This window comes from Zobellia roscoffensis (assembly GCF_015330165.1).
In the GTDB taxonomy this organism is placed as follows: Bacteria; Bacteroidota; Bacteroidia; order Flavobacteriales; family Flavobacteriaceae; genus Zobellia; species Zobellia roscoffensis.
Genome location: NZ_JADDXT010000002.1, coordinates 2,287,660 through 2,313,042 on the forward strand (window position 1 = coordinate 2,287,660; position 25,383 = coordinate 2,313,042).

The following is a 25,383-nucleotide window of genomic DNA, read 5'->3' on the forward strand; positions in this document are numbered from 1 at the left end:
AAAGCCCTTTTTTATAATTTTTTCCATATGAAAAAAGCATGTATCAGTTTTCTTTTTTTAACCGTGTTCATCTCTTGTACTGAGCAAAGAAAAACGCAATTCAGCCTTATGTCAGATACTGATACGGGCATTGATTTTTCAAACGATATAGTAGAGACGGATAGTTTAAATTATTTCAACTATCCATATATGTACATGGGTGGTGGTGTTTCTGCTGGAGATGTCAATAATGATGGGCTTGTAGATTTGTTTTTTACGGCCAATATGGAACCGAATAAATTATATTTAAACAAAGGAGATTTTCAATTTGAAGATATTACGGAGGTAGCCCAAGTTGCCGGTGATGATCGCTGGTTTACGGGCACTACTATGGTAGATATAAATAATGATGGATATTTAGATATCTATGTAAGTGTTTCTGGAAAAGGGGAAAATCGTAGAAATTTGCTCTATGTTAATAACGGTAGTTCTGCACCTTCAGGATTGGTTACATTTACAGAAAAAGCTGAAGAATATGGTATTGACCATAACGGGCATACCACACAGAGTACATTTTTTGATTATGATAATGATGGGGATTTAGACCTCTATCTCGCAAATTATTCACCCACTCCGTTTAATAGTCCTGTAGAGTTTTATCAAAGCAAAGCAGCGTTTCCTAAGTTGGCGGATTCAGATATCTTATTCAAGAATAATGGCAATGGTGGTTTTGTTGATGTGACAGAAGAAGCGGGTATATTAAATTTTGGGCTGTCCTTAAGCGCAACAGTCTCTGATTTTAATGGTGATGGATGGCAGGATATTTATGTGTCCAACGATTTTGATTCAGCAGATTTTATGTATATCAATAATAAGAACGGGACGTTTAAAGAAGTTGCACTTTCCGTTTTAAAACATACGGCTCAATACGGTATGGGAGCAGATATAGCGGATTATAACAATGATAATTTAGTAGATATAGCACAGGTAGACATGACCCCTGAAGACAATAAAAGGTCTAAGGCTAATATGGCCAGTATGAATCCTCTAGGTTTTTCTAAAATGGTAAACGCAGGGTTAAACTATCAATATATGCAGAATAGTCTTCAGCTGAATAGAGGTGAAGATTCAAATGGAAATCCGGTTTTTAGCGAAGTATCTCGTTTAGCGGGTATTTCTACTACAGATTGGAGTTGGTCTGTTCTTTTTTCAGATCTAGATAATGATGGTTGGAAAGATATTACCATTTCAAACGGTACGAGAAGAGATATTAATAACAGGGATTATTTTTTAAAGTTACAATCAAGAAATCACTTTGGGGGAGTTAAACTATCTGCAGAGGAGATTCAAAAAATACCCTCGGAGAAAATTGCTAATTATGTTTTTAGAAACAATAAAGACCTCACTTTTAAAAATATGGTGGATGAATGGGGTTGGGAAGAAAAAACCTTTTCGAACGGTGCCGCTTATGCAGACCTTGATAATGATGGCGATTTGGATTTTGTGATTAATAATATAGACCATAAAGCATCAATTTATAAGAACAATAATTCAGATAACAATAACTATTTGAAGGTAATCTTGCAAGGCCCTAAAACCAATACAAATGGATTAGGAGCTAAAATTTATGTAACCACGGATAGTTTAGAGCAATTTAGTGAATTGACATTAACTAGAGGGTTTCAGTCTTCTGTTCCACCAGAAGCGCATTTTGGCTTGGGTAAAGAAACAATGGTAAAATCTGTGAAGATTGTTTGGCCTGATGGCACGATCTCATTAGTAGAAAATGTTGGAGTCAATCAGACGGTGAGCATTGATATTTTAACGGCAAAGGAATCTAAAGTCAAACAGAAGATTGGGAAAAGGATTTTTAATAGTGTTGAGTCGGATTCATTAGGTATCGATTTTGTACATGCTGAAAATGTATATGATGATTATTTAGATGAGCCACTTTTGCCACATCAAACCTCTATGCTAGGTTCTGGTCTAGCGGTAGCTGATGTTAATGGAGATGGATTGGAAGATTTTTATGTAGGAGGAGCATCAGAACAAGAAGGAGCACTTTTTATGCAGAACAATGAAGGTAAGTTTCATAGGTCTAATATAGAGGTGTGGCAAAGAGATAGCAAACATGAAGATATTGGCGCTTTATTTTTTGATTACGACAATGATGGCGATGCAGATTTGTATGTGGTAAGTGGGGGAAATGAAAAAAGTGATGACGCTAACTTTTTTCAAGATCGGTTATATGAGAATAATGGGGATGGTATCTTCATGAAAACAATGAATGTTTTGCCTTACATGAATACAAGCGGCTCTAGAGTAGTGGCGGGTGATTATGATAATGATGGTGACCAAGACCTTTTCGTAGGAGGTAGATTGGTAGCTGGTCAATATCCGTGGCCTACAAAAAGTTATATCCTGAAAAACGAAGGAGGTATTTTTGAAGATGTAACAGAACAATTAGCACCAGACTTTAACCAATTGGGAATGATAACAGATGCCCGTTGGACAGATTTTGATGGAAATGGTACGCTGGACCTTATTGTAGTAGGTGAGTGGACTCCCATTCTTTTTTATAGCAATGTAAATGGAGTTTTTAAGAATGTTACAGATGCTACAGGGCTTGAAAATACAAGTGGGTGGTGGTCAAGCATAACCGAAAGTGATTTTGATGCTGATGGAGATATGGATTATGTGGTGGGTAATCTTGGGTTAAACTATAAATATCAGGCATCAATAGAAGCTCCTTTTGAAGTATATGCAGATGACTTTGATGAAAATGGTAGAAAAGACATTGTGCTGAGTTATTATAATTTTGGAAAATTATTTCCAGTTCGGGGCAAGTCCTGTTCATCGCAACAAATGCCATCTTTGAGCAAAAAGTTTGAAGATTATAATTCTTTTGCTTCAGCAGAACTAGATGAAATTTATGGCAAAGAAAAACTGGTAGAAGCAGAGATTCACTATCAGGCAGAAACCTTTGCAACTAGCTATATCGAAAATTTAGGAAATGGAAAATTTGGCTTAACTAAGCTTCCAAACGAAGCACAATTTTCATCGGTAAATAAAATCATATCAGAGGATTTTGATAAAGATGGACTTAAAGATATTGTCGTTGCAGGAAATCTTTACGCATCAGAAATTGAGACGCCTAGAAACGACTCTAGTATAGGTGCATTTTTAAAAGGTGATGGCAATGGAAATTTTGTAGCCACTAAAAATCAAGATAATGGCTTGTATTTAGACGGTGACGTAAAAGATGCAAGTTTGATTCATATAAAAGGGAATAAATTCATTATTTCCGTACGTAATAATGATACATTACAATTTGTGAAAATTACAAACCCAGCGGGCAATATGTAATAGCTCATATTGTGAAAATGATAGGGTAGTTAGGTTGATTTTTGATGTAGGATCTGGATCCTAGAAAATATCTAGCCTATTTCTAAAAATCAAAATAGTTCGCGGTCTTCTGATTGAATGTGGCACCCTTTCTTAATATCCTGGTAAAAATTTCCATGTTCGTTTCATGTATTGTTCATACCCATACCCAATATGATATATATCGTTCCTCCGTCAGTTCGTTTGTCTCGTGTAGCCTCACCCAAATTCATTTGAGGTTGTGTAGTTAGTAGAAGGACTATTACAACAGCTGATAAAATCACATATGGACTTTGAATCATATAAAGTGAAGCGGCAAGCGGAAGTATGAACAGGAGGACTAAGTATAATATGATGGAAAGTGCAACCTTCATTTCATTCTGACAAGTTTAATTGTACTTAACCCTTCAGCCTCTTTTGCATTAGGAACTATTGGGTGGCATTTTAGTGCTAAAGCCTATCAGGATTAAAAGGGGTGGTTGGTACTTTTCCGCTTACATTTTCTTCTAAAAGCGCTTTGAGTTCAGACTTTATTTGCTTGTAATTGACATCACGTGCTAAATTATTAAACTCTTTTGGGTCTTGTATTTGGTCATACAATTCCTCGCCTTCTTTGTCCTCGTTCCAATCCGTATAGCGCCATTTGTTAGTACGTACGCTTCTGCCCATAACAGGGTTTCCGTTACCTGGTCTAAGTACTTGGGTATAAGCGTGGCCTTCCCAGTTCAGATTGGGTTCCTCTAATAAAGGCGTCAGATTTTTTCCGGGCTGTTTATTTGGAGGGGTTAAGTTGCACAACTTCGCTACTGTGGGGTAGATATCAATAAATTCTACTATTTCGTCACACTTGGTGCCATTTCCTGCTGCACCGGGTGCATAGATAAACATAGGAGCTTTAGCAGATTCTTCAAACAAGCATCGCTTTTGCCAGATTCCCTGATGCTCTCCCAAATGATACCCATGGTCACTCCATAAAACAATAATAGTATTGTCCATCAACTTGTTTTCTTCCAAGGCATCCAACAAGAGTCCAACTTGGGCATCTATAAAGGAAACAGTAGCGTAATAAGCTTGTTTAGCTTCCAAACAAACAGATTCTGGCAATCCGTAGTGCGCTACTTTACAATTATGGGCAAGAGCAGCAAAGGGGATGTCAGCTCTATCATCTTCCGGTGCATATGGAATGCTTATAGAATCTATAGGATACAAATCGAAATACTTCTTAGGTGCCACATAAGGCGTGTGGGGCCTAAAAAAGCCTACACCAAGAAAAAATGGGTCTTTTTTATGTTTTTCAATTTGCTTAATGGCTTCCACAGTAATCATACCATCGGTCTGCTCGTTATCTTCGCCTTCAGCTCTTAGCCAGCTCAGTGCAGCGCTAATTTTTCGGTGAGGCTCCGCATTTGTTATAAGATGTTCCTCGTCTTTATCTCGTCCTTTAGGATTAAAAACTTCCTGCCAAGAAGCAGGGTCGTCATGCCCATTGGTGCCGATAGCCGCAGGAACATTGTAATGATATAATTTTCCTACTCGACCTACCCAATACCCTTGGTCCTTAAAAAGTTGGGGAAGGGTAGTAATATTGGGGACTTCATCTCTAAAGTGTGCATCAAGGTCGTACACTTTAATAGCATCTGGTCTTAAACCCGTCATGACAGAAGCTCTGGAAGGATTACAAAGTGGAATCTGGCAATACGCTTTATTAAACTGAACTCCCATTTTGGATAGCCTATCAAAGTTTGGTGTTTTGGCTACAGAATCTCCATATGAAGCTAAGCTGGTGGTGAGGTCGTCTACTGCAATAAATAGTACATTAGGTTTTGCGCTGTTCTTTTCCTGACTCGATAAAAATATAGGAACAAAAATGAGTAGTGTAAGTAATCTGATGTGTAATTTGAAAAATAGCATTTTTGAAAAATTAGTTTTCTTTGGGCATGTGAATGCCAATGGGTTTGGTTGGTACAAAAATGAGGTTATAAATTATGGTTTATAAATATAGCAGTTTACCGAGTAGTAATACGAATTAAAATAGATGTGACGTAAAGGATATAATTCTGTAGTATCCTGACTTTCTATGTTTTCCTTGAAAAATAGCCAAGAAAAGCTCGATGTTTGGAGAGAAGACTATAATGGGTTTAGACCGCACAGCTCGTTGGGGGACATGTCCCCCAACGAGTATATCGAAAAGAATGAAAATACTCCGGATTTTCTAGTTATGACCGGTACTTAAATATTGGAGGAGGTCTCGTTCTAAAATACTCTTTGAACACTATCCAGATATCAAAAAAGCATATGATTTAGTACAAGGATTAAGAAATATATTCAATACTGCTACATCTATACAAACCGCTTACACCAAATTAGCTCACTGATATAAGGATGTAGAGCGAACTGGATTTAAAGGTAGCTCAAAAAATCGGAAAAAAATCAGGAATAAAAAATCCATCTGACTGAAAATCAATCGAATGGCTTCTGAGTTAGTAGCGGGGACTGGACTCGAACCAGCGACCTTCGGGTTATGAGTTTGAGGAAACTCCCGAATTTTGGCACTATTTTATGTGAATTCTATGAAACTGTTTACCGAATTGTTTACTGTGTTATTAATTAATTTTTCTTGGAATTAAATGTAGGGAATAACCTCTCTTAAAGCAATTGCTGCCTTAAAAAAAATGCACTCATCTTTAAATAATTGTGTTAGCACTAATAGATTATTGATGAAATTAAACTCATCAGTGTCGTAAAGAATTTAATTGTATTCGAAGAAAACCTATTTGCATTCTGCTATTTTGTGAATTCCACGAAAAAACGTGATGAGTATGTTTTTTTGATAATTGAAGCTTTTTGAGAATGGGTTCTAATTCTAAATTACGATATTTAATCGCAAGAACCTTTATAAGTATAAGGGTTACTTTGGAGTGATATTGAAAAATATGCAGGAGAGAAAGTAATGATTAGATTATTATTTAGCTTTATTTCTAAATGTAAGTTCACGATAAGTTTTATTCTTCTCTGTGTGTTCCTAGGCTATTTGGGTCAGGCTCAAAACTCAGCTTATGAAGTTGGGAATTTAAATGATCAGAACATAATCACTAACAATGTTGTTTCTTCTATCTGTAAAGATAGCCTAGGCTTTATTTGGGTAGGTAAGATGGATGGCCTTTATAAATATACAGGTTACGATGCCGATGTATATTCTGCTTCTTCAAACAATGAAATTGGCTTAAGTAACCCATGGGTTACCGATATAATAGGTGATGGTAATATTCTAACTATTGGAACCAAAAGAGGGGTTAACTTTCTGAATACTAAAACAGGTAGGTTTCGTTACTTATTTCCTACAGATACAAATTCCGAACTTAGTAATGATATTACTTCCCTTCACAAAACACCTAATGGAGAATTGTTGGTAGGCACCGCCAACGGCCTCGTCAAAACTCAGTTGGATTCAACCTTAGTAGTTGATGAGGTGTCTTTCTATATCAACGGAATAAAGACTGGGCAGGTTTTAGTAAAGGGCATGTTAGAATCTCCTCAAGGAATTTTACTAAATACAAGTAGGGGGCTTTTTCTATTAATGGAGGATAGTAAAAAAGCAAACCGATTGACCGTAAAGACCGAAAATCAAGAATTGAGTATTTTTTATTCAATTTACATAACGCCGGACAAGAATATTTTAATCTCTTCGGAAAGAGGCTTCTTCAGTGTTCATTTGAATACGGGTATTGATAAAGTTGTTAGAGTTAGGCCAATTAATGAGCAATATGAGAATTGGCCTCAATGTAAAGCGGCAAATGTTATTCTTGAAGATTCCAATGGAGTTATTTGGATAGGAACTGAAGGTGAAGGGCTATTTTCCTATCATAGAAAAACAAAACAATGGCAAAATTTCAAATATGAAATAAATAAGAAAAACGTTCTGAAAAACGATTTCATAAGAGCTCTATATGAAGATGAATCCGGAATGATAGTCGCAGGAAGTGATGCTGGTATAAATACACTTGTGGCTAAGGATGGGAAATTTAATTTAATTGACCATTTAACCTGTCAAAGAGGAAATGAAGACGTGTCAAACGTTCATTCCATTCTAAAAGATGATAGTCAAAGGCTCTGGATTGGAACCAAAGGGAATGGTCTTTTTGTTAAAGAAAATGAGCTTGCGATAAATATACACCCAGAGGAGAACGGTAGATTTGGACATATACGTTCTATTGTACAAGTAAAAAACTCTAGTATTTGGGTAGGTACGCAGAAAGGCATTTATATCGTAAGGAAAAGTGACATTGATACACAAGAACTTGTAAGCTATTTTAATACTGAAAAACCGTCTTTACTTCCTAATGAGGAAGTATACCATGTTTTAGAAGATAATGTGGGTAATATATGGATAAGTACCTTGAACGGTCTTTATATATATACAGCTCAAAATAATCTTAAGAAAATAACCAACACTAATGTCCAGACCATTTTAGACAAAAAAGTAATTTATTCAATGTTTTTGGATAGTCAGCAAAGACTATGGTTTGGAACCCTAAATGGAAGTGTCGTCTTTTTAGAACTTAAAGATTATGATAACCCATATTTGTTTTCACAATATTTAGGAAAGTCATTAAACTTTCAGAGAATTAGGGTTGCCTCAGATTATGAGAAATATTTTGAAAACTATGCTGTTTATTCACTCTCTGAAATTGGAGATGGGAGTATTATGGCCGGAACGAACTTTGGGATATGTAAAATTGATATTGTAAAAAAGCAAATAGCACCATTCGTTTCTCAAGGTGACTTAAGCACCGCAACTAATTTAGCAAACAGTTATGTATACGGACTCATATACAATAAATCACACAACCAATTATGGGCCAGTTCAAATAACGGATTGTTTTCCTTTGATTTTGAGAAGGGTCTAATTGAGAATTTTGGTGTTAAGGATGGTTTACAATCTTTAGAATTTAATGGAAATGCTATACATAAAGACGCTATGGGAAACCTTTATTTTGGAGGTGCCAATGGTCTAAACATATATAACCCTACGGTAAAGTTTAGTAAGAGCACATTTGAACCTAATGTGGTTTTGACAAAACTCTATATTAACGGGGAATTGCTAAATAATAATTTAGACAATAAAATGTTGGATAGTGATATAGCTTACACTAAATCGCTTACATTGTCTTCTAAACAAAATACTTTAGGTTTTGAGTTTACCTCATTGCATTTGCCGCACCCTTTGAGCAATAGCTTTAAATGTAAACTGGTAGGTGTTGATGACGATTGGATTCAGCTAAGGAATAAAAGGTCTATTAATTATGGTAATCTCCCAAAAGGTAATTATAGCTTTTTACTTTTAGCGACTAATAATGATGGTATTTGGACAGAGACTCCTCTAAAATTAAATATTGAAATTTTACCGGCATGGTATAATACATGGTACATGATATCTCTATGGGTTTTATGTGTTCTGCTCATTGCGTTTTCATTCATTCGTATTTTGATGAAAAACCACAATAAGAACAACGCTCTGAGAATTAAGGAAATTGAGCAAGATAACTTGGAACAACTGTATGAATCAAAGTTAGTTTTCTTTACAAACTTATCTCATGAGTTACGAACTCCGTTATCGTTAATCGTAGATCCCATTAAAAGTCTCATAGGTCAAAAAGAAATATATAATCTAAATACGGAGTTATTCAATATTTTGAATAATAATGTAGATCGTCTTAGAAGGCTTATTGACCAGATTATGGATTTTAGGAAGTACGAGTATGGTAAGATGGAACTGAAAATTGTTCAATCTGATATCTCGGAAACACTAAATACAATTACCGATTCGTTTTTGTATCGATCTAACCAGAAGAATATAAAATTTAAGGTCCGTCTACCCAAAGAGGATTTGGTTATGTTCTATGATGAAGATAAAATAGAAAAAATTGTATATAATATTTTATCAAATGCATTTAAGGCTACACCTAATGAGGGTAAAATTGTGCTTACACTAAGGGAATTTGACGCTAAGAAGATTTCGAAGTTAAGAAAGTACAAATTGATATGTGGTGGTGTCGATTTAAAAAAATTGAACAACCACATATATATAAAGGTAGTTGACAATGGTGTAGGTATTTCGGAAAAGAATTTAGAGAATGTTTTTACCCGTTTTTATCAAGACGATTCTTTGAATTCAGGAACAGGAATTGGATTATATATGGTAAAACAGTTAACTGAATTGCATTTTGGAACAATCCTTTTGAAAAGTAGGAAAAACAAGGGCACCTCATTTGTTATAATCTTACCAAAGAATGATGATTTGTATGAAGGCTTAGTTGTGACTTCTAAGACCAATTCATTTCAAATGGCGAAAGATTTTAAAGAAACTACCGTAAATATTCCTTTGGAAAATATACTAATACATCCCGAAAGCCTCAAGCCATATAGTGTTGCAATTATTGAAGATAATGATGAATTGAGAATATACCTTAAGAGTATTCTTTCTGAATTTTACAATGTTTATACAGCTAATAATGGTAGGGAAGGTTTGGCGCTGTTAAAAGAGGAGGTTCCCGATCTTGTAGTAAGCGATATTATGATGCCAGAAATTGACGGACTTGAATTGTGCCGTCAGGTGAAAAATAATTTTGATACTAGTCATATACCAGTAATTCTACTAACAGCTAAGTCTTTTGACAATCAAAAGGTAGATGGTTTAAAGTCGGGAGCGGATGTATACTTAACTAAGCCGTTCAACAGAGAAATTTTGCTAGCGAATATTGAAAACCTAATCAGAGGAAGAGAAAAACTACGTCTGATTTTTCAGAACGAGAAAAAACTTCAGCCTTCAAAAATAACGGTTAGCTCTATGGACGAAGAGCTGCTTCTTAAACTGAATAAGTACATTGAAGATCACATACAAGATTATGACCTGACTTTAGAGTCTATGGCGTCTGAAATAGGAGTTAGCCGTGCTCAAATGTTCAGAAAAATGAAAGCATTGACAGGTTTGACCCCTAATAATTTTATAAAATCTATACGGCTGAAATATGCAGTTGAATTATTGGAGTCAAATAAATTCCAAATATCTGAAATCGCATATTTATGTGGGTTTAAAGAACCGAGTTATTTTTCCCGTTGTTTTAAAGAGGCCTATGGTTGTTCTCCCAAGGAATACGGCAAATAAAGTTCTAATGGTAATTAACTAGCCAAAATAGCTGATTATATTTATTATAAAATGGTTTTTAGCTCTAATTAGCCTCAAATATCTTTTAAGTTAAGAGATAAATATACTTTCGTTTTAGAGTTCCGGTTTTTCTATTCTACTAGGTTTATTTTAATTTCTGTTCTGCTCAGATATGCTCTTATTTTAAGCTTAAAAAGAGCATTTGCCTCTCTTTCCTATATCCGCTTTATTTTTTCATAATTACTGAGGTTTATTTTGTAGGTGGCTATCAATGGTGTTGTAATACTAGTAAAATGGGGGTTTTGTTACTATTTTATAAGTTTTTGATACGGAATTATAAGTGAAATATGAGACGTAAATCTAATTTCATCCTGTGTAAACTTCAAAAGAACATTATGTAAAGAAAAGGGTAGTAAACATTAATGAACATTAGATAACAAACAACGCCAAGTATGAAAAAAAGAAAAACCAAAAACCGATTATTGTTGGTGCTATTATTTTGTCAACTCGTTTTTACGTCAGTAACGATGGCTCAAGAAGGAAATCAACAAAAAATAGAAGTATCAGGTATTGTAACGGACGAATATGATATGCCAATGCCCTATGTTAATGTGTACATACAAGGGACTCAGGCTGGGACATTGACGGACCTTGATGGAAGGTATGCATTGAAGGCTGAAGAGAATCAAGTCATAGTGTTCTCTTATATAGGATACAGTGCTCTTGAACAGCCTGTGCCAAGTGATGGATTCTTGTCCGTTTCGTTAGAGCCGGATACCAGTGAATTGTCTGAAGTTGTAGTGACGGCTCTTGGTATTAAAAAGGAGAAAAAAGCAATTGGGTATGCTGTGGATGCCATATCTGCTGATGAAATAAATTCTACAGGAGAGCCCAATGTATTATTGAATCTATCTGCAAAGGCTCCAGGTGTACAAGTTTCCGGTTCAGCTAACGGTGTAGACGGTTCCCCAAGAGTGTTGATTAGAGGTGTCACATCTTTATCTTCCGATAATCAGCCGCTTTATGTGCTTGATGGTTTGCCCTTACTAAGCAATAGGTCTCTTTCTGAAAGTTTGTTTACTTCATCTAGTGGATCATCAGATTTAGGGAATCCATTGTCGGATATAAATCCAAATGATATTGAGAATATCAGTATTCTTAAAGGAGCGAGTGCAACCGCTTTATATGGTGCAAGAGGCGCCAATGGTGTAATAATGATTACTACTAAAAAGGGTAAATCTGGCCAAAAAGGCTGGGGAGCAAGTATAAGCACTTCCACAACTTTTCAGTCTGCTTTAATTTTGCCTGAGCCACAATTGAGATATGGGCAGGGTAATAACGGAGAGTATTCGTATGTAGACGGAAACGGAGCTGGGGTTAATGAAACAGATACTAGGTTATGGGGCCCAGAATACAATGGGCAACCCATATCTCAATGGGACTCGGAAACGGGTGGGGCTGTAGTTAAGCCTTGGCAACCTTATGGAGCCAATAATTTGGATAATTTTTTCGAGACAGGCCATACCTACCAACAAAACCTTTCATTGACCCACGTAACCGAAACATCTAACGCGCGTTTTTCTCTTGGACATCAGGATATTAAAGGTATTACACCTAATACCGGGTTGGAGCGTATTACCGGAAGTTTTAACTCAACATTTAAGCTGGGAGAGAAACTGAGCCTAAATTTCGTTGCCACAGGTTCTACCATGGATAGTGATAATAGATCTAGCTATGGCTTTGGAAATGGAGGTATGTGGCAAGCTCTTTTTATACCTACAAATATAGATATTAGAGATTTGAGGGATTACAAGGATGAGTTTGGTAATAAAACGAGTTTTTATCAAAACGGACCAAATCCGTATTGGGATCTCTATGAAAATGTCAATCCCGTTACACGTACCCGTTTTAGTTTTAACGTAGGCCTTGAGTACGCACTTGCAGACGGGTTGTCGCTACAAGCAAATCTTTTTCAGGATACCAACACCACAGAATATGAAAGAATCGTAGCTAAACATTTGTTCAATACAGGCAGTTATCAAGAAGGGCTTGATTTAAATAAAGAAATTAATGCAGATGTTAGGCTTAACTTAAATAGGGATATTTATAAGGATTTGAATTTCAATTTGATGGTTGGGGCAGCAAATAGAAACGAGAAGAGTAACAGTAAATTTGCAAGTACGGACGGAGGACTTTTGGTTACTGGAATATATAATCTAGGTAATTCCGCAAAGCCGGCAACCGTAAATAATAGAACATCGGAGAAAGAGGTTAGCAGTGTGTTTAGCTCTGTTGAGTTTAACTTCAAAGATTATCTATATGCTACTCTAACGGGAAGAAATGATTGGTCTTCTACATTACCAAAAGATGATTGGTCTTTCTTTTATCCATCGGCCTCTACCAGTTTCATCTTTACAGATGCATTTAATATTAAGAACAAAATATTGACTTATGGTAAATTACGAGGTAGTTGGGCGAAAGTTGGGAACGATACACAACCCTACGCTTTGGATAGGTTTATTACTAGAAGTTCTAATGCCTTTAATGGGCAGCCAGTTGGCGGAATTGATAATGTAATTCCAGCAACAACATTGGTTCCTGAAGAATCAACTTCGTTTGAAGTTGGTGGAGAACTTTATTTGTTTGATTCTAAAGTAAAACTAGATGTGGCATATTACAAAAACGAATCTAGCAACCAACTAATACGTGTAGAGAACGCTTGGGAGAGAGGCGCACGATTCGCTTTTATCAATGCAGGAACTATAACCAATAAAGGAATAGAGGTAAAACTTGATATTACTCCTTTTGAAACTAAAGATTTTCGATGGGATGTAAATATGAACTGGTCTAGGAATAGAGGTACTGTTTCAGGCTTTCCTGAAGACCTTGTGGATTTTAAACATATTGCAGCCTGGTTCGGTCCTGAAATTAGAGCTACCAATGGTGAGCCTTATGGACACATTGTAGGATTTGAATATTTTAGAGATACGCAAGATGCCTTGGCGAATGTTCCAAATATGGCCGATGACTTCAATAATTTTGGCTATACAGCGGAAGACAACATTTATGGAACCGGGCAGATACTAACCAAAGATGGTTTTCCGATGCATAACCAATGGCGAGGAACTAGAGATCTAGGGGTTTCTGCACCTTTGGATTGGACAGCCGGAATAAGAAATAGTTTTAGATATAAAAACTTCAACTTAAATTTTCTTTTTGATCTTAGATATGGTGGTAAAATTATATCAACTACTTATCAATATATGTCGTTAAATGGTCTCAATCCAGAAAGTGCAGGTGATAATATAAATGGAGTAGCTGTCAGGGAAAGCACGGAAGATAATGGAGGATTTATTTTTGAGGGTATAGATGTAGAAACGGGCGAACCAAACACTACTGCGATTTCTACGCAAGATTTGTATGCCAATTTCAATTATCCTACTTCAGCTTTAATGAGAGATGCTACAAATATTAAGCTTAAGGAACTTTCCATAGGCTATCGTTTAGATAGAAAAGTTACCAAAAAGCTGGGACTAGCAGATGTAAACATATCATTAGTGGGAAGAAATTTATGGTTGATAAAGAACAATTTGGACGGAATTGATACCGAAACTGCAAATATGGGTAGTTTAAATAATGGGTCAGGATTTGAGACGGGATCACTACCTAATACCAAAAGTTTTGGAATGAATTTTTCAGTTAGTTTCTAATCGAGTAAAAAATATAATAATATGAGATATACAAATTATATAGTGGCTATTTGCCTCCTGTTTTTGTCACTGCAGGCTTGTACCGACAACTTCGAGGAAATCAATACGAACCCCAACGCCCAGGTAGTTGGCAGCAATGAAAGTTTATTGTTAGGAGCTGAAATAGCAGCTGCACGTGAGCTTCTTGATAATATTAATAGCTATAATAAGGGAACTGCAAAATGGGTGCAGTATTATACAAATACTACCGCTCCTACGGATTTTATAGCTTCCAATCCTAGAGAAGATTTCAATGATTTTTGGGTGTATCAGAATTTAGTAACCCAGACTATTCCGTTATTGGAGCGAATATTAGATAATACTGAGGAAACCCCTCAACCCAACTATAGAGCGGTAGCATTGGTGTTAAAGGGGTGGATATATGGCAATATGACTGAATTATGGGGACCTATTCCGTTTTCGGATGCTCAGTTTGGAGAAGTTTCTGAAGAAGAACAATATAACAAGCCGAAATTTGATACCCAAGAGGAAATTTTAAAAGAGGTGCTCAATATTTTGGAAGAAGCAAATAACACTTTTGATTTATCCGGAGATCCTGGTGTAGCCATGAACCCTGAAAGTGATGCCTATGCAGGTGGAGATATAATGAAATGGAAAAAATTTGCTAATTCCTTACAAGTGCGCCTATTAATGAGAATTTCTGATGCAGATGCAGGCTTTGCCAAAACTAAACTTGAGACAATTTTTGGTAACCCCGCTACTTATCCAATTTTGGAGAGTAATGATGATAATTTTGGTATGACTTGGGAAACAACAATTGGGTCATATTCAGATCCCTTTGCACAGTATATAGAAAGTAATACAAATTCACCAATCGCAATTACAGGCTTTGTAAACACACTTGGGGACTTAAGTGATCCTAGAATGAAGGCTCTTATTGCTCCGGCTTCTGGCTATTCAGAAGGGGATACTTATGTAGGTCTTCCTCCAGCTTTCGATGAGGACAATCCAAGTGGTTTTACTCGAATAGCATTAGATTCGGTAAGTCAACTATCCAATAAATTTACAGAAGCTCAACAGCGAAATATAATGACTTATTCGGAGTTGATGTTGATTAAAGCGGAAGCGGAAACAAAAAATATCAACACAGGGAGTACTGCGGCTGAGAATTATGAAAATGGAATTGTGGCTCATATGCAAGAACTTGATGTTGATCAATCAGACATAGATACGTACTTAGCGTCTCCTGAAATCACTTTTGATACTGGTAGGGCTTTAGAACAAATAATTACCCAACGTTATATTTCGCAGTTTGGGCAAAGTATCAATACGTTCTCAATGATTAGAAGAACAGGTATGCCAACATTGGATTTTTTCGATATCGGAATAAATAAAGAGAAGGGGTATCCGGTCAGAGTAGGCTATCCTAGAGAAACAATGCAAAATTTCAACCAAGCAAATTTTGAAGCGGCTATTCAGGGTGTGGTAATAATCGATAATGTTTTTGGAGATAACTTGTGGTTTGCACAAAATGCCCCCGTAGTGCAAATGGTTCCAACTATTCAAAGTGGACCAGTTCTATATAGTTATTAGTGTTAGTAGTTGAGTTAGTTGAAAAGGCTTGTCGTCAATTATTGAAATATTTTATATGTTTTAAATAAATCGATGAGCCTTAACTTTTAATCGCCCGTTGTTAGATGTGTTTTTTGTACAGTCTAACTTAATATTTTTTACATCTGTTGATTATGTTAAAATTTTTGAAATTCGTAGTTCTTTTAATTGTTTGCCATGGTTATGGGCAAATTTCTCAAACCGATGCTGAAAAGTCCGCATATGGTATATTGAACCGACTTTTACCACAACATACCGCTTCATTCACTTTTACCGAAATAGCTGCTGACAATGGTAAAGATGTTTTTGAAATAGAAAATGGTAAAGATGAAAAAATTACTATTTCGGGAAATAGTGCAGTTGCTATGGCTTCTGGTTTAGAATGGTATCTTAAAAACTACTGCAACTCTCATATCTCTCTTAATTATAGTCAACTTAATCTGCCGGTCAAACTTCCCAAGGTGACTTCCAAAATAAGGAAGCAAACTACGTTTGACCATCGCTATCTTTTCAATTATTGTACTTATGGATATACCATGCCATGGTGGGATTGGAACAGATGGGAGAAGATGATTGATTATATGGCTCTAAAGGGTGTCAACATGCCTTTGGCCATGATTGGTCAAGAAGCAGTTTGGCAGGAGGTTCTGATGGATTTTGGTATGTCCCAAAAACAGATAGATGATTTTTTTGTAGGGCCGGCACATCTTCCCTGGGGCTGGATGGGGAATATAGACGGCATGGGTGGTCCATTGCCCCAAAACTGGATTTCACAAAGAAAAGAACTGCAGATAAAAATACTGGAACGAATGCGGTCATTAGGAATGAAACCGGTACAGCAAGCATTTACCGGTCACGTTCCCCAAGCACTAAAAGGACTTTACCCTGATGCTAACATTTTTCAAATAGAAGATTGGGCAGGGGTAGAAGGAACTTATTTTCTTGACCCTACTGATGAGCTTTTCCAAAAAATAGGAACAGCATTTATAAAGAAACAGACGGAATTCTATGGAACAGACCATTTGTACGATGCTGATTGTTTTATTGAAGTTGATCCACCATCAAAAGATCCGGCTTTTTTAAAGCAGGTTAGCGAAAATGTTTATAAATCTATGGCCATAGCAGACCCTAAAGCTACATGGGTACTTCAAGGATGGTTTTTCTTTTTCAAAAAAGATTTCTGGACAAAGGAAAGAGGCCGGGCATTTTTAAACGGTATCCCCAAAAACAAGGCTATTGTACTTGATCTTTATGGTGAAAAGAATCCCACATGGAATAAAACCGATGCCTTTTATGGTCAGCCATGGATATGGAATGTAATCTGTAACGAAGATCAGAAGGTAAACATGAGTGGTAATCTTGAGGAAATGCAAAGACAGTTTCAAGATGCTTATTCATCAGAAATAAATAACAATCTAAAAGGGATAGGAGTGATTCCGGAAGGTTTGGGCTATAATCCCATAATTCAAGATTTTATTTTTGAAAAAGCTTGGGATAGCTCACCTGTTAATGTGCCGCAATGGGTAGAAAACTATGCTTCGGTCCGGTACGGAACTAAAAATGAAAATGTATCCAAAGCTTGGCAGCTTCTGGAGAAAACGGTTTATGGTAGAACAAGGACCATGTGGTCTCCACTCATTACCACACCAAGGTTAATGATTTTTGAAGAAGGCAGTAAAGAGGATATTAGACACGTAAGAAAAGATTTTAAGATAACAAAGGCCGATCCTTTTGCGTGGGATTTTGATGTGTATCAATTAGCTGAAGCTGCAGAATTACTACTTGGTGCAGCTGATGAACTAAAAGATGTAGACACTTACAACTTTGACCTTACAAACGTCTATAGAGAGTTGCTGTTTGGATTAACACATCAAAAAATTAACAATCTGAGTGTAGCGTATCAAGAAAAGGACAAGAAGGCTTTTCAAAGAAGCTCTATAGCGCTTTTAAAATTACTAGATGACCTTGAGGCAATTACAGGAACCAATGAGAATTTCTTGTTGGGTAAATGGTTGAGCGATGCAAGAAGTTGGGGCAAAACTAAAGAGGAGAAAGATTATTACGAATGGAATGCTAGAACTATCGTTACCATTTGGCAACCCTATCCTGAAGGGGGACTCAGAGATTATGCTGGTAAACAGTGGAACGGTCTGTTTAGTGGGTATTATAAGCCAAGATGGCAACTCTTTGTAAACCACCTAAAGAAATCCTTAGAAAAGGGGACCGCATTTGATGCTAAAGCATATGATTATGAAGTCCGTGATATGGATTATAAATGGACACGCGCGAAACAAAAATACCCGGATTCTCCAACTGGTAATACTATTGAGGTAGCACATAGAATTCGTACGCAGTATACACAACTATTCAAACACTAAATAACCATGATATATAAAAAAATGACTTGCCTAAAATTTTTATTTCTGTTGTTGAGTACATGTTTTATAAATGCCCAGAGCCCAGTGCAAGTAGATAAGAATTTGGGTCTAATACCTACACCACACCAGTTGATTCAAAAGAAGGGCCATTTCCAACTTTCAGGTGCTATAACCGTAGGTGTAAACCAAACTGAACTAGAGCCCATAGCAAAGATTTTGATTAATTATTTGAATCGTATAGCTAAGGTTGATTTAGATTTTGTGGATGCAAAAGAAAAACGAGCTAAAATTCAATTGAAAATTAATAAAGACCTTAAGCCCAATTCCCATTCTGTAAAGGTTGGTAAAATAATTGAGCTAGAGGGGCAATCTTATGAGGCCGTTGCCAATGCAGTTGCGAGCTTAGTGCAATTGGTGAAAAATTCTGAAAAGGGGAGTAGTATACCGCATGTTACCATTACTGATAGCCCAAAATCAGATTTCAGGTCGGTAATGTTGGACCTTGCCCGTTTTTGGCATCCTACTGAGACAATCAAGGAAACCATAGATTTATTATGGTTGTATAAGATTAAATACTTGAGCCTTCATCTATCGGATAATAAACGTTTTACATTTCCATTGGAGAATTATCCAAAAGTAAATAAGACTCATTTTGATGGGAGCCGTGAGTTTTATACTAAAGATGAACTAAAAGATCTGGTAGACTACGCAAAAAAAAGAGGCGTAACTATAATTCCTGAAATAGAAGTACCTGGGCATTCGGGAGTTTTATGGAGTACATATCCTGAAATTTTTGGTAGTGTCGATGATAAAACCAGTGAGGCCAAGCCTCTCTATGTGGTCAATATGGCCAAAGAGTCTACTTATTCGGCATTAAATGAAATCATAAGTGAGGTTGCGGAAGTATTCTATAACAGCCCTTACCTGCATGTAGGAGGAGATGAGGTCTATTTAGAGAATCTTAAAAAAGTACCGGAGTATCAGGAGTACACATCTAAACACAATTTACAAGAGGCGGCTAAAGGTGATGCAAATGAACTCTTTTGTCATTTTATAAATAGAATGAACAGCATGGTGAAGGCCCAAGGAAAGAAGACTATTATATGGGAAGGTTTTCATGGAACCGGATCCAAAAACCTAACTGTAGATAAAGATATTACGGTAATCGTATGGAACACTACCTACAACCACCCACAGAATTTGTTGGATAACGGATATCACATAGTCAATTCAACCTGGATGCCATGGTATATGGTGGGTGCAATGAATTTTGCCCCTACCCAAAAACAAGCATATAGTTGGAAGCCCACGCAATGGTCTCATTGGCAAGATTCAATTGAGGATATAGAAGTAAATAGCGATAAGGGCATTCTGGGTGGTCAAATTTCTTTTTGGGAGCAAAATCACTTTAAAGTAATACCCGTTTTGAGAAAAAGGGTGCCGATTCTTGCTGCTCATTTGTGGAGCGGTGGCATAGAGGCTACCTACGATGAATTCTCTAATACTCTTGATAGTTCAGACAAATTGTACGGTAAACTTTTTCGACCGATAACTTTTAATGTTCAGGGGTTGCTAAACGAAGCAGATCAACGTTTTAAGGAAAAACTAGTCATAGAAATTAATTCTAAGAAAGATGTTGAATACAAATGGAGTTTTTCAAATTCTTGGAATTTACCAAATATGGGAGAAGCAAAAACGTATGAAACCCCTATTGAAATTGAAAGGTCAGGTATTCTTACAGTTCAGGCCTTCTCGGCAGGAGTGCCAATAGGCCATCCGATACAGGAATATTATGAAAAAGTTATTCCGGCATATTCGTATAAATTATACGGTCCCCTGCCTAAAAAAACATGGAGTAGTGTGCCAAATCTATCAAGCTTTAAACAAATTAGAGAAGGGGTGTCCGGGTTTATGTCTAATGAACGCCTAGATAAAATTAATGGGGAACTGTTTGCCAAAGTAGAAAGAGATGGTCACATTGATACTAGGTTTTATGGAGTTTACAACCCTTATATAGTTGAACTAAAAGGGAATTTGTCATTGCCCGAAAGTACTACCTATACTTTTAGACTGACCACGGATGACGGATTAGCAAATATTTATATAGATGGAAAACAAATTGCTAAAGGAACGGAATTAAAAAAAGTATCAGAAGATTTCACCGTAAATCTTTCTAAAGGGGAACATACATTAAGATTAGAATATTTCTATAGCAAAATTCAGAATCAGTTGAACCTAAAGTATAAAACCGATAAAATGGACGGTTTTCTACCATTTGAAAGACTAGTAACACCTTTAAAAAATTAATTTGAAAAAAAGATCTGTTTTATATCTCGGCCTTTTAATAAGTTTTTGTTTTTGTAAAGAGAACACTTCCAAAAATGAACCGGTAAAGGGGAGCAAGCCAAATATAGTTTTTATTCTTGCTGACGATCTCGGATATGGTGATTTAGGTTGTTACGGACAAGAAACGATCAAGACACCAAATATCGACCGTCTAGCGCAGGAAGGTCTTCTCTTCACTCAACATTATGCGGGTGCTACGGTATGTGCTCCTTCAAGAAATAGTCTTATGACGGGGCAACATATGGGTAATACAACCATAAAATCCATTGAAAAACCCATAAAGGATAGTGATGTTACGGTGGCCGAATTATTAAAAGACTCTGGTTACCGAACTGGTGTAATCGGGAAATGGGGGCTTGGTAATGTAGGCACTTCTGGCTATGCGAATGCACAGGGTTTTGATTATTCATTTGGTTATTATGATCAAATAAGAGCACATAATTATTACCCGGATTACTTAATGGAAAATGGGCAGAGGTACCCTCTTAAAAATGAGGTTGTCTATGTTTCGGATAGTACAAATTATGCTGTGGGTATAGGTAGCGCGGCAGTAAAAAAAGAAGAATATTCAAATGATCTGTTTACGGAAAAGGCAATAGATTTTATTGAAGCCGATAGGAAAGACCCCTTCTTCTTATATCTAGCTTATACCATACCACATGCTAATAACGAGAGTTTTCTTCTTAATGAACATGGTATGGAAGTACCTGATTTTGGGATTTATGAAAATGAAGATTGGCCTTCCCCAAAAAAATCTGGTGCCGCCATGATTTCTAGGTTGGATTCTTATGTAGGACGACTAATGAATTTGCTAAAAGAAAAGAATCGAGATAAAAACACCATAGTGATTTTTACATCGGACAATGGTCCACATCAAGAAGGAGGCTGGCGATTGGATTATTTTAACAGCAACGGACAGTTAAGGGGGATGAAGAGAGATTTGTATGAAGGCGGAATAAGAGTTCCATTTATTGCTAGGTGGCCGGGAAAAATAAATCCAGGTCTTACCGATCAAGTAACAACTTTTTGGGATTTTTTACCTACTGCATGTGATCTGGCAGGTGCGACAAAACCAAAATCAACAGATGGAATTTCATATTTGCCCACCCTTTTGGGACGTAAGGATAAACAATTACAACACCCTTTTTTGTATTGGGAATTTAAAACCAATATCGCTCGATATGCAATTAGAGCGGGTAATCATAAACTGGTGAAAATAGATTATCCTAAAAACGATAGTACCAGTATAGAATTGTTTGATTTAGGATTGGATACAGAGGAAAAAAATAACTTGGCAAATAAAATGCCTAAAAAGGTAGAGGAATTAACTGCTGTTTTAGAAAATATAAAAAATGGGTCATAGGGGAAGATAACTTTGACCTTTTAGAGCTGTTCTTTTAAATCTCCAACAATAAAATATATGAATAAATACAAGTGTTTACTGCTATGTAGCTTTATCTGTTTAATCTTTGTTAGATGTCGCAACAATTCTGGGCAACAGCAAGCTAAAAATCCTGACTTTGCACATGTGGAAACAACAAATAAAGTTGAGCTTCAAGAAGCCTATGGAATGCTTAAAAAGGAATTTGAGCATTTAAGTACTAAAGTTGTGCAACCGGCTGAAGGATACCTTGAGTATCCGTATTTAATTCCTGCAGGATTTTATAAACAAATGTGGGATTGGGACGGTTTTTTTATGGGGAACTATTTTGTTAGCAAAGGTGAGCCTCAATATCTAAAGTATTGGGCTCTTAACTTGATTAAAGGAATAGATGACGAAGGATATGTCTCGGGGTGTGCTACTACTAAAGGTCCTAGACCTATTTTTGGAAAGTTTGCCATGAAACCATTTTTGTCGCAAGGAGTATACCTTGCTTCAAAAGGATTAAACGATTTTGAGTGGGTGAAGCCCTATTATGACCAAATCGAAAGGGTAATAAAGTATCGAGAAAGGACACAACAGGATAGTATAACAGGTCTGTTCTTTTGGGATATTGCCATGCAAAGTGGAGCGGATAATAATCCTGCGCTTAACTATTTTGTGGAGGATAAACGTTCTTTTTTAGCTCCAGATGTAAGTGCCTGGCAGTACAAAGAATATTTGGCTCAATCCAGTCTAGCACAAAAACTGGGAAAAACTGATGATGCCGTGTATTATCAAGAAAAAGCACGGATGCTGAAAAAGGCTATTAATGATCACCTTTGGTCAGATGAAGACTCTATCTACTATACTGTTGATCGCGAAACGGGAATGTTTTATAAACGCGTTACCTTCTCTTCGTTTCTTCCCTTAACGGCCAAAATTGCCCATCCTTCTAACGCAAAAAAGATGATTAATAAATATTTGCTCGCCGAAAATCATATGAAAGCCAAGTATGGTTTTCGCACATTATCGGCGTCGGACCCTGATTATAATAATAAGAATATAATTGTACCTTTTTCTAATTGGCAAGGTCCGGTATGGCCAATAGCAAACTACATTTATAGTATTGGACTTAAAAATTACGGATTTAATGAAGAAGTTGCTTGGGTAGGACAAACCGTATCAAATTTATTACTCAGCGATATTGGTAAATACAAAACAACCCATGAAAATTATCATGCGGATACCGGTGTTCCTCTAGCCCCAAGTGATGATCACGTAGATGAAAACGGCAACATTGTAGGCTTTATTAGTTGGAATCTTTGTATAGAAAATGTTCTAGATGGAGTTGTGAACGATAATTGGATGTTACTTGAAATTGATTAAAAGATAAAGAGAAATGAGTGTAAGCTTTAATATAAAAGCCATCATGGTAATGGTAACCGTGTTAGTGTGTAATTACCAATTCGCACAGCAGGAGCAACATTGGTCAATAGAGCACCGAAATGAAATTTTACTGGATTTGTCTAAAGCGGATAACGTGCCGTATCAAGATAATATTGAGATGTCCGGAGTAAGAGTCTCTGGTATTGTAACATATTCCATTGACGAGAGTAGAAAATTAAGTATGTCCAGACAGGTGTTTTTTCCACAGTTAAGGACATTTATAAAAACCAATGATCCAGAATGGAAGCATTATAGGGCTTATTTATCCGATACTTTTTCAGATGATATACTACCCACTCTGATTGTTGATGATAAAATCTATGAACCTGGAAAAGCAAAAAGTATTAGAATAAATGGAATGTTGGTTATTGAGCATGAAGCAGAGGAGGGGATTGCAGTGACTCGAACTTTTTATCCTTCTACCGATGAAAGGTTATTCGTAGAAGAGTGGAAGCTTACAAATGTTACTAAAGAAAAAATAGTACTACAGGGAAAGAAAACTAAAACAGTTAAGCATACAAAAGGTGTAAAGGGTGATTATTCAATTTTTACCGATAGTAATTTAGATGATACCATAGAAATTGCAGCGGGTAAATCTTATCGGTTTTCTGTGCAAATTTCCGCTAGCATGAATAATGAAAGTCGGGTAAATGTTGATGCAGAAGAACATTATGAAAAGCGCATTGCCTTTTTAGAGGAAATGAAAAATTCACTTCAACTGGTTACACCAAATGAAACCCTAAATACACTATTTGAATTTTCAAAAATTAGAGGATCGGAAAGTATTTTTGAATCAAAACTAGGTATGATTCATTCGCCTGGTGGAGGAAGGTATTATGTTGGGTTTTGGGCGAATGATCAGGCCGAGTATATTAATCCGTTCTTTCCTTATTTAGGTTATGGTTTGGGTAATGATGCTGCGCTAAATATGTACGAACTCTATTTGAAAGAAATAGATAGCGAGTATAAAAATATCAGGTATTCTTTTGAAATGGAAGGCGACGCCCCAATTAGCCCCTTAGATAGGGGCGATGCGGCTATGATTGCATATGGGGCTGCACAATTTGCTATGGCTTCCGGAGATAAAGAGGTGGCAGAAAAGATATGGCCCCTAATTAAATGGTGTTTGGAATATAACAAGCGAAACTTGAACAAGAGTGGCGTGGTGATTTCGGAATCGGATGAAATGGAAGGGAGGATAGAAACAGGTAATGCGAATCTATCAACTTCAAGTTTATATTACGGAGCCTTAAACTTAGCCGCTGACCTTGGTGTTTCATTAGGGAGGCCCAAAAAAGAAGTTTCTGGCTACCGAAAGACCGCAGTTCGATTGAAAAAGAACATTGAATCCTACTTTGGAGCAACTATAGAGGGTTTAGAAACTTACAAGTACTATAAAGAGCATCAAAATTTAAGACATTGGATATGTTTACCATTAGTGGTACAGATAAATGACAGGAAGAAAGGAACAATTGATGCGCTGTTCAATAAATTGTGGACGGAAAATGGTGTTCACGTAGAGAAGAACGATCAGAACCCTGATATATCAAAAATTTTCTGGGATCGAGGGACTTTGTATGCTTTACGGGGAACTTTTTTAGCCGGAGCAACAGAACGCTCGTTGACAAAGTTACAAGAATTTTCTGCGCAACGATTGTTGGGAGACAGGGTCCCATATGTGGTGGAAGCATACCCTGAAGGGAACATGGCTCATCTTTCTGCGGAAAGCGGATTATATTGTCGGGTGTTTACGGAGGGAATGTTCGGGATTGTTCCCACTGGTCTAAAGAGTTTTAGTTTGACTCCGAGACTTCCGAGTGAGTGGGATAAGATGGAACTTAATAAGATAAAGGCTTTTAATAAGGATTTTCATATTAAGGTGTTTAGGGAAGGAGATAAGATCCGTTGTAACGTGGTTGATAGTAATGGAAGTGTATTCATGAATTCCTTAATTAAAGATGGTGACTCTGTAGAAGTATTTCTTAAATAAAAACCTAACCT

12 protein-coding genes are annotated in these 25,383 nt (G+C 36.5%); 10 read left to right on the forward strand and 2 right to left on the reverse strand.

Annotated elements, in window-relative coordinates; all coding sequences use genetic code 11:
• Positions 1-108: 108 nt before the first annotated feature.
• Positions 109-3,345 (forward strand): VCBS repeat-containing protein, encoded by a 3,237-nt coding sequence (locus IWC72_RS09595; RefSeq protein ID WP_226979536.1) that lies wholly within the window; start codon positions 109-111, stop codon positions 3,343-3,345.
• 164 nt (positions 3,346-3,509) lie between these two features.
• Here the strand turns inward: IWC72_RS09595 and IWC72_RS09600 are convergent, their stop codons facing one another.
• Positions 3,510-3,737 carry a hypothetical protein gene (locus tag IWC72_RS09600; protein ID WP_194529629.1) on the reverse strand — a complete coding sequence of 76 codons (228 nt, stop codon included), beginning with the start codon at positions 3,735-3,737 and terminating at the stop codon, positions 3,510-3,512.
• Positions 3,738-3,813: 76 nt separating this feature from the next.
• Positions 3,814-5,274 carry a sulfatase gene (locus tag IWC72_RS09605; protein ID WP_194529630.1) on the reverse strand — a complete coding sequence of 487 codons (1,461 nt, stop codon included), beginning with the start codon at positions 5,272-5,274 and terminating at the stop codon, positions 3,814-3,816.
• Between the two features lie 166 nt (positions 5,275-5,440).
• Here IWC72_RS09605 and IWC72_RS20455 point away from each other — a divergent pair, with 166 nt between their 5' ends.
• From IWC72_RS20455 to IWC72_RS09650, 9 genes are all read left to right on the forward strand, one after another.
• The gene (locus tag IWC72_RS20455; protein ID WP_194529631.1) at positions 5,441-5,596 is read left to right on the forward strand and encodes an integrase core domain-containing protein; all 156 of its coding nucleotides are present in this window, start codon (positions 5,441-5,443) and stop codon (positions 5,594-5,596) included.
• 717 nt (positions 5,597-6,313) lie between these two features.
• The gene (locus IWC72_RS09615) at positions 6,314-10,528 is read left to right on the forward strand and encodes a hybrid sensor histidine kinase/response regulator transcription factor (protein WP_194529632.1); all 4,215 of its coding nucleotides are present in this window, start codon (positions 6,314-6,316) and stop codon (positions 10,526-10,528) included.
• Positions 10,529-10,980: 452 nt separating this feature from the next.
• The gene (locus IWC72_RS09620) at positions 10,981-14,238 is read left to right on the forward strand and encodes a SusC/RagA family TonB-linked outer membrane protein (protein ID WP_194529633.1); all 3,258 of its coding nucleotides are present in this window, start codon (positions 10,981-10,983) and stop codon (positions 14,236-14,238) included.
• A gap of 21 nt (positions 14,239-14,259) precedes the next feature.
• The gene (locus tag IWC72_RS09625) at positions 14,260-15,831 is read left to right on the forward strand and encodes a SusD/RagB family nutrient-binding outer membrane lipoprotein (RefSeq protein ID WP_194529634.1); all 1,572 of its coding nucleotides are present in this window, start codon (positions 14,260-14,262) and stop codon (positions 15,829-15,831) included.
• Between the two features lie 152 nt (positions 15,832-15,983).
• Positions 15,984-18,227 (forward strand): alpha-N-acetylglucosaminidase, encoded by a 2,244-nt coding sequence (locus IWC72_RS09630; protein WP_194525992.1) that lies wholly within the window; start codon positions 15,984-15,986, stop codon positions 18,225-18,227.
• A gap of 21 nt (positions 18,228-18,248) precedes the next feature.
• Positions 18,249-20,534, forward strand: a complete 2,286-nt coding sequence (locus IWC72_RS09635; protein ID WP_226979537.1) for a family 20 glycosylhydrolase — start codon at positions 18,249-18,251, stop codon at positions 20,532-20,534.
• Position 20,535: 1 nt separating this feature from the next.
• Positions 20,536-21,936: an arylsulfatase gene (locus IWC72_RS09640; RefSeq protein ID WP_194529636.1), complete on the forward strand. Its 1,401-nt coding sequence runs from the start codon at positions 20,536-20,538 to the stop codon at positions 21,934-21,936.
• 165 nt (positions 21,937-22,101) lie between these two features.
• Positions 22,102-23,322 carry an MGH1-like glycoside hydrolase domain-containing protein gene (locus IWC72_RS09645; RefSeq protein ID WP_194529637.1) on the forward strand — a complete coding sequence of 407 codons (1,221 nt, stop codon included), beginning with the start codon at positions 22,102-22,104 and terminating at the stop codon, positions 23,320-23,322.
• 13 nt (positions 23,323-23,335) lie between these two features.
• Positions 23,336-25,372, forward strand: coding sequence for a six-hairpin glycosidase-like protein (locus IWC72_RS09650; RefSeq protein ID WP_194525996.1), 2,037 nt, complete (start codon positions 23,336-23,338; stop codon positions 25,370-25,372).
• The last annotated feature ends 11 nt before the right edge of the window (positions 25,373-25,383 follow it).

Bases quoted from the DNA above. Each gene is read 5' to 3' on its own strand.
- IWC72_RS09595 (WP_226979536.1), top strand. From the start codon at position 109: ATGTCAGATACTGATACGGGCATTGATTTTTCAAACGATATAGTAGAG.
- IWC72_RS09600 (WP_194529629.1), bottom strand. From the start codon at position 3,737: ATGAAGGTTGCACTTTCCATCATATTATACTTAGTCCTCCTGTTCATA.
- IWC72_RS09605 (WP_194529630.1), bottom strand. From the start codon at position 5,274: ATGCTATTTTTCAAATTACACATCAGATTACTTACACTACTCATTTTT.
- IWC72_RS20455 (WP_194529631.1), top strand. From the start codon at position 5,441: ATGTTTTCCTTGAAAAATAGCCAAGAAAAGCTCGATGTTTGGAGAGAA.
- IWC72_RS09615 (WP_194529632.1), top strand. From the start codon at position 6,314: ATGATTAGATTATTATTTAGCTTTATTTCTAAATGTAAGTTCACGATA.
- IWC72_RS09620 (WP_194529633.1), top strand. From the start codon at position 10,981: ATGAAAAAAAGAAAAACCAAAAACCGATTATTGTTGGTGCTATTATTT.
- IWC72_RS09625 (WP_194529634.1), top strand. From the start codon at position 14,260: ATGAGATATACAAATTATATAGTGGCTATTTGCCTCCTGTTTTTGTCA.
- IWC72_RS09630 (WP_194525992.1), top strand. From the start codon at position 15,984: ATGTTAAAATTTTTGAAATTCGTAGTTCTTTTAATTGTTTGCCATGGT.
- IWC72_RS09635 (WP_226979537.1), top strand. From the start codon at position 18,249: ATGACTTGCCTAAAATTTTTATTTCTGTTGTTGAGTACATGTTTTATA.
- IWC72_RS09650 (WP_194525996.1), top strand. From the start codon at position 23,336: ATGAGTGTAAGCTTTAATATAAAAGCCATCATGGTAATGGTAACCGTG.